The organism is Levilactobacillus wangkuiensis, from assembly GCF_016861605.1.
GTDB lineage: Bacteria > Bacillota > Bacilli > Lactobacillales > Lactobacillaceae > Levilactobacillus > Levilactobacillus wangkuiensis.
In genome coordinates this window covers 1-15,744 of record NZ_BOLM01000018.1, presented here as the reverse complement: position 1 = coordinate 15,744, position 15,744 = coordinate 1, and the positions used below count along the sequence as shown (strand labels likewise).

General features: G+C 50.6%; 14 protein-coding genes. 6 read left to right on the top strand and 8 right to left on the bottom strand.

From position 1 onward, the window contains the following. Nucleotides 1-104: 104 nt before the first annotated feature. The gene (locus JUF13_RS11300; RefSeq protein WP_203639756.1) at nt 105-932 is read right to left on the bottom strand and encodes an undecaprenyl-diphosphate phosphatase; all 828 of its coding nucleotides are present in this window, start codon (nt 930-932) and stop codon (nt 105-107) included. A 132-nt stretch (nt 933-1,064) separates the two neighbouring features. After that, a complete protein-coding gene (locus JUF13_RS11295) occupies nt 1,065-1,976 on the bottom strand; it encodes a hypothetical protein (RefSeq protein ID WP_203639755.1) in 912 nt (303 codons plus the stop codon). 376 nt (nt 1,977-2,352) lie between these two features. Between JUF13_RS11295 and JUF13_RS11290 the strand changes: the two genes are divergently transcribed. Both JUF13_RS11290 and map read left to right on the top strand, forming a co-directional pair. Further along, nucleotides 2,353-4,545, top strand: coding sequence for a hypothetical protein (locus JUF13_RS11290; protein ID WP_203639754.1), 2,193 nt, complete (start codon nt 2,353-2,355; stop codon nt 4,543-4,545). A gap of 96 nt (nt 4,546-4,641) precedes the next feature. After that, nucleotides 4,642-5,430 (top strand): type I methionyl aminopeptidase, encoded by a 789-nt coding sequence (map, locus tag JUF13_RS11285; RefSeq protein WP_125763677.1) that lies wholly within the window; start codon nt 4,642-4,644, stop codon nt 5,428-5,430. A 59-nt stretch (nt 5,431-5,489) separates the two neighbouring features. On the opposite strand, the gene JUF13_RS11280 is transcribed toward map, so the two are convergent. After that, on the bottom strand, nt 5,490-6,233 hold the full coding sequence (locus tag JUF13_RS11280) for a glucose 1-dehydrogenase (protein WP_203639753.1): 744 nt from the start codon (nt 6,231-6,233) through the stop codon (nt 5,490-5,492). Between the two features lie 131 nt (nt 6,234-6,364). Continuing rightward, nucleotides 6,365-9,559, bottom strand: a complete 3,195-nt coding sequence (locus JUF13_RS11275) for a bacterial Ig-like domain-containing protein (protein ID WP_203639752.1) — start codon at nt 9,557-9,559, stop codon at nt 6,365-6,367. A gap of 458 nt (nt 9,560-10,017) precedes the next feature. Between JUF13_RS11275 and JUF13_RS11270 the strand changes: the two genes are divergently transcribed. Then, nucleotides 10,018-10,902 carry a tyrosine-protein phosphatase gene (locus JUF13_RS11270; protein WP_203639751.1) on the top strand — a complete coding sequence of 295 codons (885 nt, stop codon included), beginning with the start codon at nt 10,018-10,020 and terminating at the stop codon, nt 10,900-10,902. Nucleotides 10,903-11,015: 113 nt separating this feature from the next. Here the strand turns inward: JUF13_RS11270 and JUF13_RS11265 are convergent, their stop codons facing one another. The 4 genes from JUF13_RS11265 to JUF13_RS14525 all read right to left on the bottom strand — a co-directional run bounded on the left by JUF13_RS11265 (nt 11,016) and on the right by JUF13_RS14525 (nt 12,548). After that, entirely contained in the window at nt 11,016-11,339 is a 324-nt protein-coding gene (locus JUF13_RS11265; RefSeq protein WP_203639750.1) for a nuclear transport factor 2 family protein, read from the bottom strand. 177 nt (nt 11,340-11,516) lie between these two features. Further along, nucleotides 11,517-12,200, bottom strand: coding sequence for a DUF1828 domain-containing protein (locus JUF13_RS11260; protein WP_203639749.1), 684 nt, complete (start codon nt 12,198-12,200; stop codon nt 11,517-11,519). Beyond that, nucleotides 12,200-12,394 (bottom strand): DUF6978 family protein, encoded by a 195-nt coding sequence (locus tag JUF13_RS14615; RefSeq protein WP_373301409.1) that lies wholly within the window; start codon nt 12,392-12,394, stop codon nt 12,200-12,202. Before JUF13_RS14615 ends, JUF13_RS11260 begins: the two co-directional genes overlap by 1 nt. 22 nt (nt 12,395-12,416) lie before the next feature. Continuing rightward, nucleotides 12,417-12,548, bottom strand: a complete 132-nt coding sequence (locus JUF13_RS14525; RefSeq protein ID WP_263972811.1) for a hypothetical protein — start codon at nt 12,546-12,548, stop codon at nt 12,417-12,419. 197 nt (nt 12,549-12,745) lie between these two features. Here JUF13_RS14525 and JUF13_RS11255 point away from each other — a divergent pair, with 197 nt between their 5' ends. From JUF13_RS11255 to JUF13_RS11245, 3 genes are all read left to right on the top strand, one after another. Next, nucleotides 12,746-13,552 (top strand): Cof-type HAD-IIB family hydrolase, encoded by an 807-nt coding sequence (locus JUF13_RS11255; RefSeq protein ID WP_203639748.1) that lies wholly within the window; start codon nt 12,746-12,748, stop codon nt 13,550-13,552. A 559-nt stretch (nt 13,553-14,111) separates the two neighbouring features. Then, nucleotides 14,112-15,308: a multidrug effflux MFS transporter gene (locus tag JUF13_RS11250; protein ID WP_203639747.1), complete on the top strand. Its 1,197-nt coding sequence runs from the start codon at nt 14,112-14,114 to the stop codon at nt 15,306-15,308. A 136-nt stretch (nt 15,309-15,444) separates the two neighbouring features. Next, complete coding sequence (locus JUF13_RS11245; RefSeq protein ID WP_203639746.1) at nt 15,445-15,627, top strand: hypothetical protein; 183 nt, start codon at nt 15,445-15,447, stop codon at nt 15,625-15,627. Nucleotides 15,628-15,744 lie beyond the last annotated feature (117 nt).

Sequence of the window (15,744 nt, the reverse complement as noted above, 5' to 3'; positions counted from 1 at the left end):
AGGGGTTACGATAGCCCCTCAACCTAGATGGCTCTAAGCATGTAACCGAATTTATGCAAATGTTTCAATAGTGAATAGGAAGACTTATTAGCAGCCAATAAAATCTACCGGATTAATCCGAAATAGCCAATCACGATGATTCCGAGGACAATTCGGTACCAGCCGAAGGGCTTGAAATCGTTATTTTTAATGTAGCTCAGGAGGAACTTGATCGACAGGTAGGCCACGATATAGGAAACGATGACCCCGGTCAGGAGGACAATCACCTGGCTGTAGGTAAAGGTGTTGCCGTGGACGAAGTATTTGAGAACCTTCAACGAGGAGGCACCGAACATGGTGGGAATCGCCAGGAAAAAGGAAAATTCGGTGGCCACGTAACGGGAGGCCCCAATCAAGATGGCCCCCAGAATGGTGGCACCTGAGCGGGAGGTTCCGGGCACCATCGCCAGCACCTGAAAGAGGCCAATACTAATGGCCAAGGTGAGGGGCAACTGGTTCAAGTCAGTAAACCGCGGCGTCTTGGTCCGATTGTAATTTTCAATGAGGATGAACAAAATACCATACAGGATTAAGGTCGTGGCGATGACTTGCCAACTGGTCAGGTGGGCATCCATCCAATCATTTAAGGGAAGGCCAATGATGACCGAGGGCAGGACGGCGATGATGACCTTGACCCAGAGCGTCCAGGTCTGGTGACGTGCTAATTGATTTTTACTGCGGGCCCAGGGATTTAGCTTATTAAAATAGAGGACCAGGACGGCCAGGATGGCGCCTAGTTGGATGACGACCATGAACATGTTAATGAAGGCGGTGGGCTCGTCTAATTTAATAAATTCATCGGCGAGGTACAGGTGGCCGGTGGAACTGATTGGCAGGAACTCCGTGACCCCTTCGATGATACCGAGAATAATGGCTTTAATAATATCTAACACAAGAAGACTCCTTTATTGTAGAAGAATAGTAATTTCTAGTTTACGGGAGTCATGTAAAACTCTGATGATGGTTCAGTAAAAGATTGGTAAATGAAAAAGGCCCACAACCAATTAACGTTGTGAACCGCAAGTTTAATTATTCTCCGAAGCCAGGCCCCGTAGCGCCGTGACCTTGCGAAAGGCAAAGACCGACCCCAGGAAGAAGCAGGCCGCCAGCGTGGCCGCGATGGGCAGGGTGTGGAACATGTTTGCCGGTAAGACCAGCGCTAGTAGTGGGAACGCGTAGGCGGCTGGTAGCTTGATGCGTAACAGTTGCAGTAGGACAAAGACCAGTGGCAGCGCAATCAGCGTGGTTAGGAGCCAGGAGGCCAAGACCAGGTGAATCAGGACGCCCAGGGTTGCGGCGCCGGCCAGGGCAATGATCTGTTTGATGGCGAGCTTGCCAGGATAGGTTGGCATCTGGGACACCTCGAAGAAGACGACCAGTACCGGCGGAATCCCCGCCATTTGTGGAAAACCGGCTAGCCAGACCGCTGCGACCCAGACGGAAGCCACCAGCGTGAAGCCTAACATGTGGGACACGTGGAGTGGTTGGCCCGCTGGCTTGCCGCGGTAGTGGCCCTGCAACAGGACGCCCACGGTCAGCGACAACGTGAAGACCAGGATGGCTACGATAAATGACCAGTGCGTGGCGTTGATGATGACGGGCAACAGGCCGGTCGCAAAGGACGGCGCCAGGGTCGAGCGCAGAACGCTAAGTAACAGTAAGATGAGCAACAGCGTCAGATAGACCTTTTCGGCGTAGGTGATGCCCAGTTGGTTGACCAGGAAGCCAATCACGGCGGTGCCGGATGGGGCGAGGAAAATCTTAAATGGCTGTGCGATCCAACTACTATTATGGTAGATCCAGGTGCCGGCGGTTAACGCGCCAATCTCGGGTAGGATGATTTCGTAGTCGCCGAGTAGGGTGGCCGCGGTGACCATTAACAGGACAAAAGCGAATCCTATCAGGTAATCCTGGACTTCAAGTTTAGACAATGACATGGTGCAGGGGTCCTCCTTAATGGATTCCTTTATATATAAACGGAATTTTTGAATAATCGTTTTTGATTATAGCACGTTATTCGTTTATTTTCAGGTCCAAATAGGTGTGGAAACGCTGCCATTGCAGGATTCCGGCTGAGTTCATGCCGGTTTAATAGCGACTGGAGCAGTGTCTTTCAATTTGATAACAAATTCAAGAAAACTGGGTAAGTGATTTTCACCGCCCTTCAGAAATCGGTGTTCACCTGATAACCATAAAGTGAAATAGTTTGTTATTTAAAATACCTTACGATTTAGCTAATTTTAGTGTATAATAAAAACCATTGAATATGTTCGACAGGAAATGCTTCAAAGTAAATCGAAGGAGTGAGCAGACATGCGGGTAACACAATGGGGCCTAGGACTAGTAGGGTTTATTGTGGCAATGGGGATTGGTGCCAATGGGGTGGCCCACGCCGACGCGGACCTAGACAATGCGTTAAACACGGCGCCCCAAGGCATCAAGATTCAAGATGCTAACGACAGTAGTGCCAACATTTTTACGCCCGGGACGGCTTGGAGCAAACAGAACATCAATCAGTCCAAGGTGGTTGACGTTCCCGAGAGTGCCGGCGTCTCCGGGACCCAAGCGGTTGAGGTGACGAATGGCGCTGGTCAATCCGGGGCCATTTGGTCTACGGACAATAATCCGTTTCCGCTGAATTCCAAACACGTTCAGGAAACGGCGTCGATGTGGATGTACTTTGGTAATAAACAGAGTGCGGGCACTGCGGGCGAGGGAATGGCCTTCGTCTTGCAGAATGATAGCAATGGGTTAGCGGCGACGACCAAGTACCAGACGCCACTGTTAGGATTAGGTGGACCCGTTATTCAGGGGGAGAGCCTAGGTGTTTGGGGGGCGAGCTACATCGGCAATATTTCGCCTGACGCGGTAGCGAAAACAGCGATTCAGCACAGTTGGGCGATGGAGTTTGACACAGAAGCTAATAAGGCGGCTAATAATGATGGAACTTTCAGTAATTCGTTTGATAATATCGCGAGTGTTTCCGGTGCACACATTGCCTGGAACTATCCTAGTGATTCTAAGACCTATATCTCTGATTCCAGCATTTCATCTCCCAATATGTTGCACCGGGGAGCTGTGAACAATCTAAGTCTATCCGACGGCAAATGGCACCACATCACCCTGACGTGGAACGGGTACAACGCGATGACCTACACCATCGACGACAAGGATCCCCAGACTGGTGAGGCATTGAAGGGCCAGGGCGCCAACTTCAGTTTGGACCCTGGTGGTCTGGTGGGTGGAGGCAATGACCCGACCACCATCACGACGACGGACTCCGGCGAAACCCGCTGGGGCTTCACCGGGACGACGGACTCGACTAAGTGGGAAAATAACTTGGTGATTTTTGAACAGATTCCCGGGTTGGTCAACGCAACGGCGAAAAGCACCCTGAACGATGTCACGACCGGCAAAGACGTTGCCAGCGGGGACAAGGTCAAGTCGGACGATAAGGTTAAATTGACCTACGACTTGGGGTACGTCAACGGCCGGCAGGACTGGAAGAACATTGTGGCTAAGCTTAGTCTGCCGCGTGACCTGACATTTAGCCAGGCAATCGTTAGCTATGGCGACACCCAGGTAGCGACCCTGACCGGGGACAACTTAGCCAGTCAGCTGGCCAAGTACACGTTGCCGCAAGACTTGAGCAATTCGAATCAAGCAGCTAGCATTACCCTGCTGGGGACGGCCGATGATGTGACCAAGGAAACGACCGTGCCCGCCACGACCAGTAATTTTGATGGCACGAATGATATTCTGAGTACCGATACGGTGCCATTTACCCTGACGCCGAACCGCTTGATCTCAATCCACAAGCTCAGTGGCGACCCGGTCAACGTGCAGCCAGACCAGGACACTAAGGTGACTGGGACGGTGGTGATGGACAATATCCCCGACGACTACGATTACCGAAACGTCACTGTGACGGGGACCCTCAACGGTAAAACGCTGAAGACCCAACCGGATGACGAGGGGGAGTTTAACTTTACAATTCCCGCTGCCGACCTGGTGTCAGGTAGTAATTCACTAGCGGTGAAGGCAAGCGACGAGGAAGGCAGCAGCTCCGACGCCGCGACCTGGACGCTGAACATGGGGGTACTCCAATTGGCCAACGTTTCCGACCAGGCGAAATTTACCACGACGCTGACTGGTTCGGCGCAAGCAGTTGAGCCGGATACGGGGTGGACCATTAACGTGATCGACACCCGCGGCACCGGGAGTGCTTGGACCTTGCAGGCGAACGCTACGGCCCAAGCGACAACGCCGGATGGCCGGCTCTCGGGAAATCTGGTTTATAAACGCCAGAATGGCACCGAGGTCACGCTGAATCAGACGCCGCAGACCGTGATGACCCATACCAATACGGCGACGGATACGGGCACGACGGACGTGACCAGTAGTTGGGGCCAAAAAGCCGGGATGCAGGCGCAGATCAACAGTGATGCCATTGTGGGCGACTACACGATTGTCGTCGGCTGGCAGCTGATCGATGGCGTTTCCTAATTTTAAAAATAACGCAAGAGGCTGGTGAGTTTGCCAGCCTTTTTGTTCGGCTTGGGGTATACTAAAAAGAGCAATCAAACCATCAGGAGGAACAACATGATAGCATTAAAATCACAACGTGAAATTGCGGGGATGCAGGCGGCTGGCGACATTCTGGTCGGTCTCTTCCACGAGTTGGAAGACTACATCAAGCCCGGCATCACCACCTGGGACATCGACCACTTTTCCTACGAATATATCGTCGGTCACGGCGCCACCCCGGGCGAACTCAACTTTGAGGGCTACAAGTACTCGACCTGTGTCAGCGTCAACGACATGATCTGCCACGGTTGCCCCAGCAAGGATATTCTGGTTCACGAGGGCGATTTGATCAAAATGGACACGGTCATCGACTACGATGGCTACCTGAGCGATGCCTGTCACGCGTTTGTCGTGGGCAAGCCATCCGCCGAGGTTGAAAAATTAATGGACGTGACGTTGAAGGCCCTGTACAAGGGCATCGACCAAGCCGTTGTCGGCAACCGCATCGGCGACATTGGCTTTGCCATCCAGGACTACGCTGAAAACCAGTTGGGCTACGGCGTGGTGCGCGATTACATCGGCCACGGCATTGGGCCGACCATGCATGAGGACCCAGACGTGCCACACTATGGGCGTCCCGGCCACGGCACCCGGCTGAAGGCGGGGATGACCATCACCATCGAACCCATGATCAACGTGGGCAGCGAGGAATGTAGCGCGCCCGCCGATGACGGTTGGACCATCCGCACGGTCGATGGTAGCCTGAGTTGCCAGTACGAGCACACCATCGTGATCACGGATGACGGTCCGAAGATTTTGACGTCGTTTGACCATGAGCTGGATGCTAAATATTTGTTGAAGTAAGCGAAAGGACCGATTCCTTGTGGGGAGTCGGTCCTTTTTGATCGGAAATATTTTCGAGATTAAACAGCGGTATACCCGCCATCAACGGTGAATTCGGACCCGGTCACGTAGTTGGATTCGTCTGACCCCAAGTAGACACAGATTTCACCAATATCTTGAGGCTGACCGACACGTTTCATCGGGATGGCCGCGGAGACCTGCGCCACTTGGTCGCTAGGGCCACTGGTCATGGGTGTGTTGATGACGCCGGGATGAACAGAGTTGACGCGGATGTTGTAGCCCTTGGTCGTGGCATCGATGGCGGCGGCCTTGGTCAGCATGCGGGTGCCACCCTTGGAAGCGGAGTAGGACGAAATCAGGGGACTGGCGACCATGCCAGCAATGGAAGAAATGTCGATGATGGAGCCGCCGTGGGCCTTCATTGCCTTAATGGCGTGCTTCATCCCCAGAAAGTTCCCGGTCAAATTGATATCGATGACCCGTTGCCATTCGCTGAGCGTGATCTCATCAAGCGGCTTCATTTCGGGCAAAATCCCCGCACAGTTGACCAGAATATCCAGCTGGCCATACTTGGTCGTGATGTCGCCGATAATGGCCTGCCAGGTGTCCTCACTGGTGACGTCCTGCTTCACAAATGACACCTGGTCGTTGGCTTGAACCAAGTCCTTCTCGGCAACGCTTTCATTCAAATCCGTCAAAATAATCCGCGCCCCTTCACGCAGGTAGCATTTCGCAATGCCAATCCCAATGCCACCGGTCCCCCCGGTAACCAACGCGGTTTTATTCTGTAAACGATCTGTCATACCCAAGACCTCCTAAAATTTTAGAGCTTAAGTTAATGTTATCACAATGAGGAGGACGCACGTAAGCCAACCGTCAAAAAACGCGTGACCACAGCCGAATAGGGCTAGGGTCACGCGTTTAGTGTGTAAAATTAGTTACGCTTGCGCCGGAAACCCAGTGCACCGGCCAATCCCAGTAGGAGAACGCCGAGTTGGGCGGTCCAGGTAGCGGGTTGGTCATTGGTTTGCGGCAACGTGGTGGCGTTAGTGCCGTCAGTCAGCTGGTTTTGTTGGTCCTGTTGGTTGGCGTTGTTAGCGTTGGTATTGCGAGCGGCGGCCTCACGCGCAGCTGTTTGGTCAGCGGCTAACTGGTCGGCCTGGGCCTGTGATAACACGGTTGCTGGGTTAGCCTGGCCGTTCTGATGTTTCAAAGCCGCCGCAGCTTCACCACCGGAAAGGGGTGAGCTGTTGACGGTGACGCCCGTCTGAGTGCCTGGGGTGTACTGTGGTTCGCCGATGGCTCTGATTGGCGGGTCCTTGATAGCGACTCCCTTGACAGTGACTGGCTTTACAGGACGAACCGTCTTCGCTGGCTTCGTCGTATTGGCTGGATTAGTTGGTTTGACAGGCGTCGTCGGTGTGGTTGGCGTTTCACTGTTGTCCGGCGTGGTTGTGCCACCAGTGGTTGGGGCGGAGGTGATGGTCAACGTGACGGGGTCAGAGACAACATCCAGTTTTGTAGTTGGGTCGGTATAGTGGTAGACGACGGTGTAGGTGCCAGGCTTACTGGTATCGACTTCAGAACCGTCTTTGTTGGTAACGGTGATATCTGAATCGGTTGGGGTGACTGGAGTACCATTTGCCGCGGTTAATGAGGTGATAGCCTCCGCTGGTGACCACTTTACGCCAGCGGTTGTATTCGTATTTTGTGCGACAAGTTTACTCTTACTTGTTACCTCAACTGTAGCAGTTGCTTCGTGGCTTATCCCGGCTGAGTCCTTATACGTGTAGGTGACGGTGTAAATTCCTGGAACATCTGTATTGACCGTAGTACCGTTACTTTCATCAGGGTTCTTCACGGAAGTAACTTGTAGGTTATCAGCAGATGGTGTGACTGGCTGTCCGTCGGTATCTGTTAAACTGACGAGTGACTGTCCATCGATGTCTTTTAAGCTGACGGCAGTATTAGGATTCCAGTCTTGGCCCACGACTAGTTCAGCTGGCTTAGAACTGGTGCTGATGCTAGCTGAATTAGTAATCGTGAGAGTTGTTGAGATTGGTGCAGCCTCAGTTCCTGTGACATTGCCTTGAGCATCCTTGTAGCTGTAGGTGACAACATAAGTCCCCGCCTTTGAGGTGTCAACCTCAGACACCAGACTGCTAGTCGCGTCCCCTTTAGGCGTGAAATCTATTTTGACAGTCAGATTGCCTTCGCTTGTTGTAAGCTTAGATGAGTCAACGTAATCAAGTCCTGTTGGGGAACTGAAAGTAAGATGATCTGTAGAAAGTGGATCCCATGTGCCAGTAGTAGCGGGAATCGTTACTGCGGACGCTGTCGGGGATATGCTGGTTTTGATGGAATCAATGTAGTACACAAATGTTTTACCATTAACACCATTAGTAACAGCAGAATCAGGTATGATCATACTGGTAAGCGAGAAAGTTGATTTTTCTGGCAAAACAGCATCATCACTGATGGCATCTGAGGTGCCAACGTAGTGTAAACTTGGCAACCAGTACTGTTGTGGCTTCATGTCGAGTGATTTGACACTGTCGGGTGCCAAAGAGTAGGTTCTTGCGAAGAATGAAGCAGGGTCAGTTGATTTTACGTCAGAAGTCTTATCAGTAGGATTGTAACTACTGCCGACTACTCCAGTTGCAACGTGGAAAGCATAAGGATACGTCGTAGCATTAGTCGTTGTGCCAGTTGCATACACTCTATATGAATCGACTGCGTTGATATAAGCATAGGCAGGAGTTTTAATGTAGCGGTAATTCGTCATTCCAACGACAAATTTGTCAGGATATGCAATGCCTGATGATAGACCATCAGTTGAGAAAACTGTGTAGTCGGGATCGGTAGGATACGCATCTGGGTCAGCACCAATACCTGCTAGAATAACATCGTTACTTATGGTTGTGACAGGAGTGTTATCACTGTTAGTGGCACTATTGTTGGCAACGATACCTGTAATATGAGTGTCGGCGGTGGTTTTGACCATTGCGGTTAATGCGGGTTGACCATTGGTACCACCGATGAATCGCGTATCGGGTTTAATTAGATGAGCATTGGTATCTGGTTGAAAATAGAAGACTTGGCGACTATATAAAGTGGGGTTCGTTATTGGGTCAGCAGGGTCAGCCTCAGGAGCAGTGGGCGCGAGTTCAGACACAGTTAATGACTTTATAGAGATATAGCCTTCCTTATTCAAAGTTTCCACGTATTTATCGGCCCCAGCCTGCATGTCAGCAACAGTCGAGGTGACTGACACGGGCAGGATAACATAGAAGTTAAAGAGCCTCTGACCAGTAACCCAGTGTTCGGAGACGTAAGGGTATAGGTTAGCAGGAGCATTGTAATCGTATGGCAGGTAGTCTCCTTGTAAGTTCAAATAAAAGTTAGACAATTTTCCGAGGGTGAAGCTACTATCAGTGGTTGTTGCGTCAGCATTATCGGATTCGACGACAGGCGTAACATCTGTGTGCTTAAAGGAGGTTGGTGCCAAACGTAACTTCATTAATGAGTCAACGGATTTTTTCACAGTTAAGCCGCTGGAAGCCAGTACAGCAGAAGACTTACCTGTTTGTGCTGGAATCTTTAGATTATTCACATTAGTTGTTGAGCCAGCTGGCACATTATTAACCTTGCTGGTATTTAAAGATTGTGTAGTTGATTGAACGCTAGAGGTACTTGTAGCAGTAGCGTTTGCGGGAGATTCAGTTTCTGAATTCTGCGTAGTGTTTTTGGAATTAGTTGAGTCAGAACTATTTGAGGCAGAATTACTAGTTCCGTTATCAGATGAATCAGTTTCCTTACTAGCTGTGGGAGTGGCCGTTTCATCGGCGTTACTAGTCTTGGTGTCATCGGTATCGGACTTGGTAGTTGAAGAATCCGTTGATTTCGGAAGGACAACAGCCTTGCTATCGGTAGAACTCGTTTCCGATTCAACTGAGCTGTCCGTTGCGTCTGAATTAGTGGTCGCAGTCGTATCTGCCTGAGCAGAGTTGGTGACCGCCAGACCAGCCACCAAAGATACCGTGGCCAGCGTGCCAACTAGCCAGAATTTACCAGCCTTGTAAAGCTTGTAATGGACCTTGGTCGTGGTCGGTGTGTATGCTTGTTTCATAAGAGTCTGCTCCTATCCTACACAGTGGCCGTGGCAGGGGATGTCAGAAGCAGATCCGAGAAAACGGACGCGGTCGTGTGTTTCATTGATAGTTTAATAATAACATAAAACAGTTATATTAAATGGTAGTTAATTGTCGAAACAGATTATCCCCGTTGCCGGTTTAGCTGTCGTCAAAATAATGGGATTGAAATTTGCTGATAGCCGTCATGACGCGAAAACTCGCAGTTATTTACAACCTTTGTGTGACCCTTTTCACTTTAAGCAAAAATACCTGAAAAGGGGCTGAAAAGTCAATGGACTGTGACTTCTCAGATTTTAAAAAAAGTAACGGAATTGACAGTGGGATTGATTATAAAAATTGTAATCAGACGACTACAAGACCTTTACAGCATTTACATCAAAAATCTACAGTAGCTTGTTATCCTAATTTCGGAGTAAAAATTAGGAGGTAGATTATGTTGAAATCTAAGTTACGGTTAGGACTTTCGTTGGGAACCATTTTGGTCACGCTGGGGTTGGGTGCCCAGGTAGTAGCCACACCCGTTCAAGCGGCCACACATGCGGTGACGACTAGTGCCAGCACAAAGGCTGGTTCACAGATCAAGCTGAAAGGCGCCGTCAATGTTCGTGACCTGGGCGGGTACCGGACCAAGACGGGTAAGACGGTCAAGGCTCACGTGCTGTTGCGGGCAGCGGCCTTAAATAAGCTGACCAAGGCGGATGTTCAGAAGCTGAAGAAGACTTACCACGTCCGGACTGATATTGATTTGCGTTCCAAGGCCGAAGCAGCCAAGGATCCTGATGTGAAAATGTCGGGCGTGAACTACGTGTTCGACCCGGTCGTGAAGGATGTTTCCCAACAGTTCTCGCTGACTAGCAAGGATGGCAACAAGGTCATGCAAGACGGCTACAAGGCCATGGTCATGACCAAGCAGGGGCAGACGGCCTACAAGAAAATGTTCAAGGTGCTGTTGAAGAACCCTAAGGGCCAAGCGGTGCTCTGGCACTGTACTGCCGGTAAGGACCGGACGGGTGTGGGGACTGCCTTAGTCTTGAGTGCCTTAGGCGTGAACCGCAAGACGGTTATGAACGACTACCTGTTATCCAACAAGTACCTGGCCGCCAGCAATAAGGCCGCCATTCAACAATTGAAAGCTAAGGGCGCAGACGCCGCCACTATCAAGATGATGACTGACATGATGAGCGTCAAGAAGTCCTACCTGAACGCGGCCTTCTCCGCCATCGATAAGAAGTATGGGTCAGTAGACAAGTACCTACAAAAGGGCTTGGGACTGACGAAGGCAGATCAAACGAAGCTGCAGAAGCTTTACCTGAAATAACGCGGATTAGTAAAATAGTACTGACTTTTTAGAAATTTGTCGCGGACAATTTTCTAACGATTCCAAACAAAAACGCTCGTCACCTGCAAAAATAGGTGATGAGCGTTTTTGGATTAATCTGGTAAAATTTGAACACTTTGTAACTGCCCACCCACAACTGTCATTTGGAAGGGGCTGGTACCGTTAAAGCCGTTGCCGCTAACGGTTAGGTTGACCGTCCAGCTGCCGTTGTTGTTCTGGGTGGCGTCGACGAGCTCAAAGTGGGATTGCTTACCGATGTTATCGGTTTGATTCCATTTCGCAATTTCACTAGGACCGTGGTATTCGGTGCCCCAATCATTCAGGACAGCGTCGGTGGTGAAAAGGGCGACGAAGCCAGTTGAATCAGCGTTATTAGTCGTGGTGATAAAATTCGTAATCACAGTTGGAATTGTCATGTTGTGTGGTGCCTCCTCAAGTTGCGTTTAGTTAACCACTTCTCCTGGTGGGGGTCAACACTTGTGGGTTAGCTATATTAACGGGTTAAATCAGTGAGGTAGTTCTTTCGGTGCGAGTAGAGTAGTGGGACGATTTGATTTAGGCGAAACAGACTCAAAATATCTGGATTGATGGACTTACGCCTTGCTAGGCGTGTCATTCAGAAAAACGTAGAATTTAGTTGGTCCAGGAACGATTGGCCGTGTTTGCTCGATATCAGCTAACGTGGCTTTAGCTAGTAATGAATTGTTGGCACTACTCAAGACTTTGATGAGCTTGGCGGGAATTTGGTTGATACCGGGAATAGAAAAATCAAATTTATGAATCAGACCACTTTCGCCAACATACGCCATGTTCTGATTGGTCCGAATGTTATTCTCCGTCAGAAAATGGGCAACATCTTCTAGAAAAACTGGAGCGGTTTCGGTTGGTGCTAAAGTGAACATGTCATTGATGAACAAGATTGCCTGAAGTAAACGGTGTTTTGCTTCAGCAAAATGACGTCGGTCACTGTGAACGACGAGATCACCGTCACTAAGCTGGACGCCATAAGCAACTAATTGGTTGTGGAAGAGTTTTTGACGGTGGGATGGTCGCGAGAAGGTAATACCACGTGCAGCCAAATTATTGAGCGTCCAACCATCATCCGTGAGGAGAATCATGTTGTCTGACTGTTGCAGGGCATACATGACGATCTCATCATCAATTGCGTCAGTGAATGGACTGTCAATGCGAACCGTTTCTGGACCGAGCTGTTCAAAGGTGGTATTCGAGTCTAGCCAAGATAAATAATCTTGGTTCAATGAATGTGCATTAAGCATTAGGCAACACCTGCTAACTTTAGATTGATGTAGGCAACGAATTTGGTGATAGCGGTAGTTAGATTGTCATTTTCAATGAAGGGGAAAGCAGTTAGGGTGTGAGCGTAACTCTCTTGATTCTCAGGTCGGTACACGTGAACGTGACTACGACCAACGAGTGTCCCGTCTTGATTATGGTGGCGAGAACCATTGATGCAAAGTCTAAGGACCTGCTGATTAGTCGACGATAACTTCAGTTCGTGTGAACTTACCGGAGACTAGGGGATACAATTCGGGATGAGTCACAAAATATTTTGTCGCGGCAATTAGAATCGCAATATCTGCCGAGGTCAATTGGTCAGTCTCCATGTGGTTGCTTCCCCTCTGTATTGGTGGCCATTTATGCTACCCCATCATAGCATGTACGGTGGTGCGGAGGTACCGATTTGACTAACGAAGTTGTTGTAGGTGGTTATATTCAAAATACATCAAGTTGCTTGATTGGCCTATACCTATTAGCTATCCCATGGTACACTAAACCTAAACCACAGAGGGAGCGGATTACCTTGTACAAGATTATCACCAGCGATTTAGACGAAACGCTACTGCGGACGGATGGCACGATTTCTCAGGCCAACATTGATGCGATTGCGGCAGCCTCGGCCAAGGGCGTTAAATTTGTGCCCAACACCGGCCGGAGCTTTTTGACGGTGCAAAACCTGTTGAAACAACTTGACCTGTACCAAAAACCGGGCGAGTACGTCGTGTCGTACAACGGTGGCGTGGTCGTGGAAAACCAAGACAATCAGGTTATCGTCAGCAATCAAATGCCGTTTGCGGAAGCGAAAAAGGCGTTTGAAATCATGACGCAGTTCGACGTCGACATCCATGTCTATACGCTGGACCACTTGTACATCTATCGGCCCCGGGCAGATGACATGGCTTACCTCAAGACGCGCGGCGTGACCTTTGACGAAATGACCGGGTCCTTTGACCAATTTGAAAATGATCGGATCATGAAAGTCATCGTCATGAACCCCGACTTGGGCGTGCGCCAGAACGTTTTCCAAGCCATCACCGCGGCGTTTGACGAAATCAACTGTACCTATTCTTCCGGTATCTATATGGAAGTCAACCACGCCGGCGTCGACAAGGGGACTGCTATTCTGGACCTCGGGCGCAAGCTGGGCGTTGGTGCCGATGAAATCATGGCAATCGGCGACAATGCCAATGACCTGGGCATGCTGACGAAGGTGGGGATGCCCGTCTCCGTGGCTAATGGGATTGATGAGGTTAAGCGCGTTGCTAAGTTTGTGACGCCGCATGACTACGAGTCCGGCGTAGCAGACGCGATTCAGGAATTTATTCTCTAGTCTTTGAACTTGCCTCCGGGCTGGTGAAAATGGGCCGTGACGCTGTGGGCGCACGTCTGGAGCCAAAAGGCGGTCTCCAGACTTACTTTGAGCCGGAGATCACGTCTCAAAGATAGCAGTTGCCTAAGCGGGGGGACCCGCTAAGGCAACTCCCACGGCTGAGCCCATTTTCACCAGCCCTGCGGCTGACACTAGCTTAATTCCTTCGTCAGCTGTTTAGTGGTGATGGCGCGCTTCTGGTCACTCCCACGACTGGCTCGGTTTTCACCAGCCCTGCGGCTGACACTGGCTTAATGCCTTCGTCAGTCGTTGATGGTGAGTAACGTTGTGTACTTAAATTTAAAATTATTGATGAGGTTGTGGCCGATGCTGCAATCTCTTTTTATTTGGCGACGCGAGCCGTTTACGCGCCTTGACAGAACCCCCGGAATCCCGTAAAGTAAGGAAACATTCAAGAGAGAGGGGTGACAACCCATGAGTATTGACAAATTAATGGCGTGTGTCCCCGCAAACGGACAAGGACGTTTTTCCCTAGATTAACTTTAAAAGGAGAAAAATCTTGAAAAACGTCCGTCAAACAGTCCCTTCCTTGGGATTGATCATTGCGCTGGTGGGTTTTCCCCAGATCAGCGAATCTATTTTCACCCCGGTGTTACCGCAGCTTCAGCGCGCCTTTAGCGTGAGCGCCAACCGGGCGCAGTTAACCATGAGCACGTACTTCGTCGCTTTTGCCGTTGGTGTTCTAATTTGGGGCCAGCTGGCTGATAAATGGGGGCGGCGTCCGGCCATGCTGGCGGGGATTGTCGTCTACCTGGCTGGAAACTTGGGGCTGATGTTGAGTCCGACTTTTGGGTGGCTGATTGACAGCCGGCTAGTTCAGGCGTTTGGCGCCAGCGCCGGTTCCGTCGTGACTCAGACCATCATGCGAGAGAGCTTCAGTGGGCTGACCGGGGCCAAAGTCTTTGCCCGTACCAGTGCCGCCATGGCCTTAGCCCCAGCCCTGGGGCCCCTAATTGGGGGAGTCATGCAGACCTACTTCGGCTACCACAGCGTCTTTGGCACGCTGGTTGCGATGGCCGTGGCCGTTGGGTTGTATGCCGGGGCCTGTTTGCCCGAAACGCAACCAGTGACGACAACGGTCAAACGGGTCAATCAAATGGCCCTGTTGCACCGTTTACTGACAGACCCGGTCGTTTGGGGTTATGGTTTATTAATCGGCGGTATCAATGGTGTATTGTTTAGTTACTATGCCGAAGCACCGTTCATCTTTATCAGCCATTTTGGCTATTCCGTCGTGCAATACGGTTGGCTGGGGTTGATTCTAGCTGGTGCCAGTCTACTTGGCGCCGTGCTGGTCAACTGGCTACTGAACTGGGCAACGCCGGAGCAGGTAGCCCTGGGCGGCTTGCTGTTTAGTGTCATTGTCAGTGCGGGTCTAGTGGGTGCCGCTTACTTGGACCACGCGAACTTATTGTTGGCGTTCGTCTTTCTCACTTTTCTCGGCCTCAACGTGACCCTCCCCAATGCCTTAAACCGCGCGCTGGTCGGTTACGAGGCCGTGATGGGCAGTGCCAGTGGCTGGTTCAGTCTCGGCTACTATTTAGTGGTCAGCGCCTTGACCTATGGCATGAGCTGGCTCCACAACGGGGCCGTTGAAACGCTGCCGTGGTACGTGTTGGTACTATGTAGTGGCATGCTGGTCGGGTTCGTTTGCTTGGTCCAGCGGTCGTCACAAGTCTCTATGCAAGAAGAATAAATGGGGTGCCCCGCAGTTGGTCTGTCATGGACCAGTGCGGGGCTTTTTTATAAATAAATTTGTAAGACGTCCGCCCAGAAACCGCGGTATGCCGGTGATATACTGGTGCCGAAGTTTAGGGAGGGGGCGTAGCAACTTGCAGAAAAGATTGGCAACGGTAGCGTTCACTGGTCCGTTAAAGCTCAAACGGGAGAGCGTCGCGCCAAAGACGGTTGACGTGGTGGCCGACGTTGATTTGGCTACCGGGGAGGTCAAGCTGCGGGTTAGTGATCGGGATTTACAGAAACTGCGACAGGACGCAGAACATAGCGTGCGGTGACGGTGTAGATGGGGCTAGCAATCAGGACGATTGTTAGCCTTTTTTTCTACGTCTTGTCAAGAAGAATGTTGATGTGCTGGTCTTTTAAATGGTTAAGATGGTTTTGAATTCACTATC

Coding starts and splice junctions, on each gene's coding strand:
- JUF13_RS11280 (WP_203639753.1), bottom strand. CDS start 6,233: ATGACAGATCGTTTACAGAATAAAACCGCGTTGGTTACCGGGGGGACC.
- JUF13_RS11295 (WP_203639755.1), bottom strand. CDS start 1,976: ATGTCATTGTCTAAACTTGAAGTCCAGGATTACCTGATAGGATTCGCT.
- JUF13_RS11270 (WP_203639751.1), top strand. CDS start 10,018: ATGTTGAAATCTAAGTTACGGTTAGGACTTTCGTTGGGAACCATTTTG.
- map (WP_125763677.1), top strand. CDS start 4,642: ATGATAGCATTAAAATCACAACGTGAAATTGCGGGGATGCAGGCGGCT.
- JUF13_RS11260 (WP_203639749.1), bottom strand. CDS start 12,200: ATGCTTAATGCACATTCATTGAACCAAGATTATTTATCTTGGCTAGAC.
- JUF13_RS11265 (WP_203639750.1), bottom strand. CDS start 11,339: ATGACAATTCCAACTGTGATTACGAATTTTATCACCACGACTAATAAC.
- JUF13_RS14525 (WP_263972811.1), bottom strand. CDS start 12,548: ATGGAGACTGACCAATTGACCTCGGCAGATATTGCGATTCTAATTGCC.
- JUF13_RS11275 (WP_203639752.1), bottom strand. CDS start 9,559: ATGAAACAAGCATACACACCGACCACGACCAAGGTCCATTACAAGCTT.
- JUF13_RS11290 (WP_203639754.1), top strand. CDS start 2,353: ATGCGGGTAACACAATGGGGCCTAGGACTAGTAGGGTTTATTGTGGCA.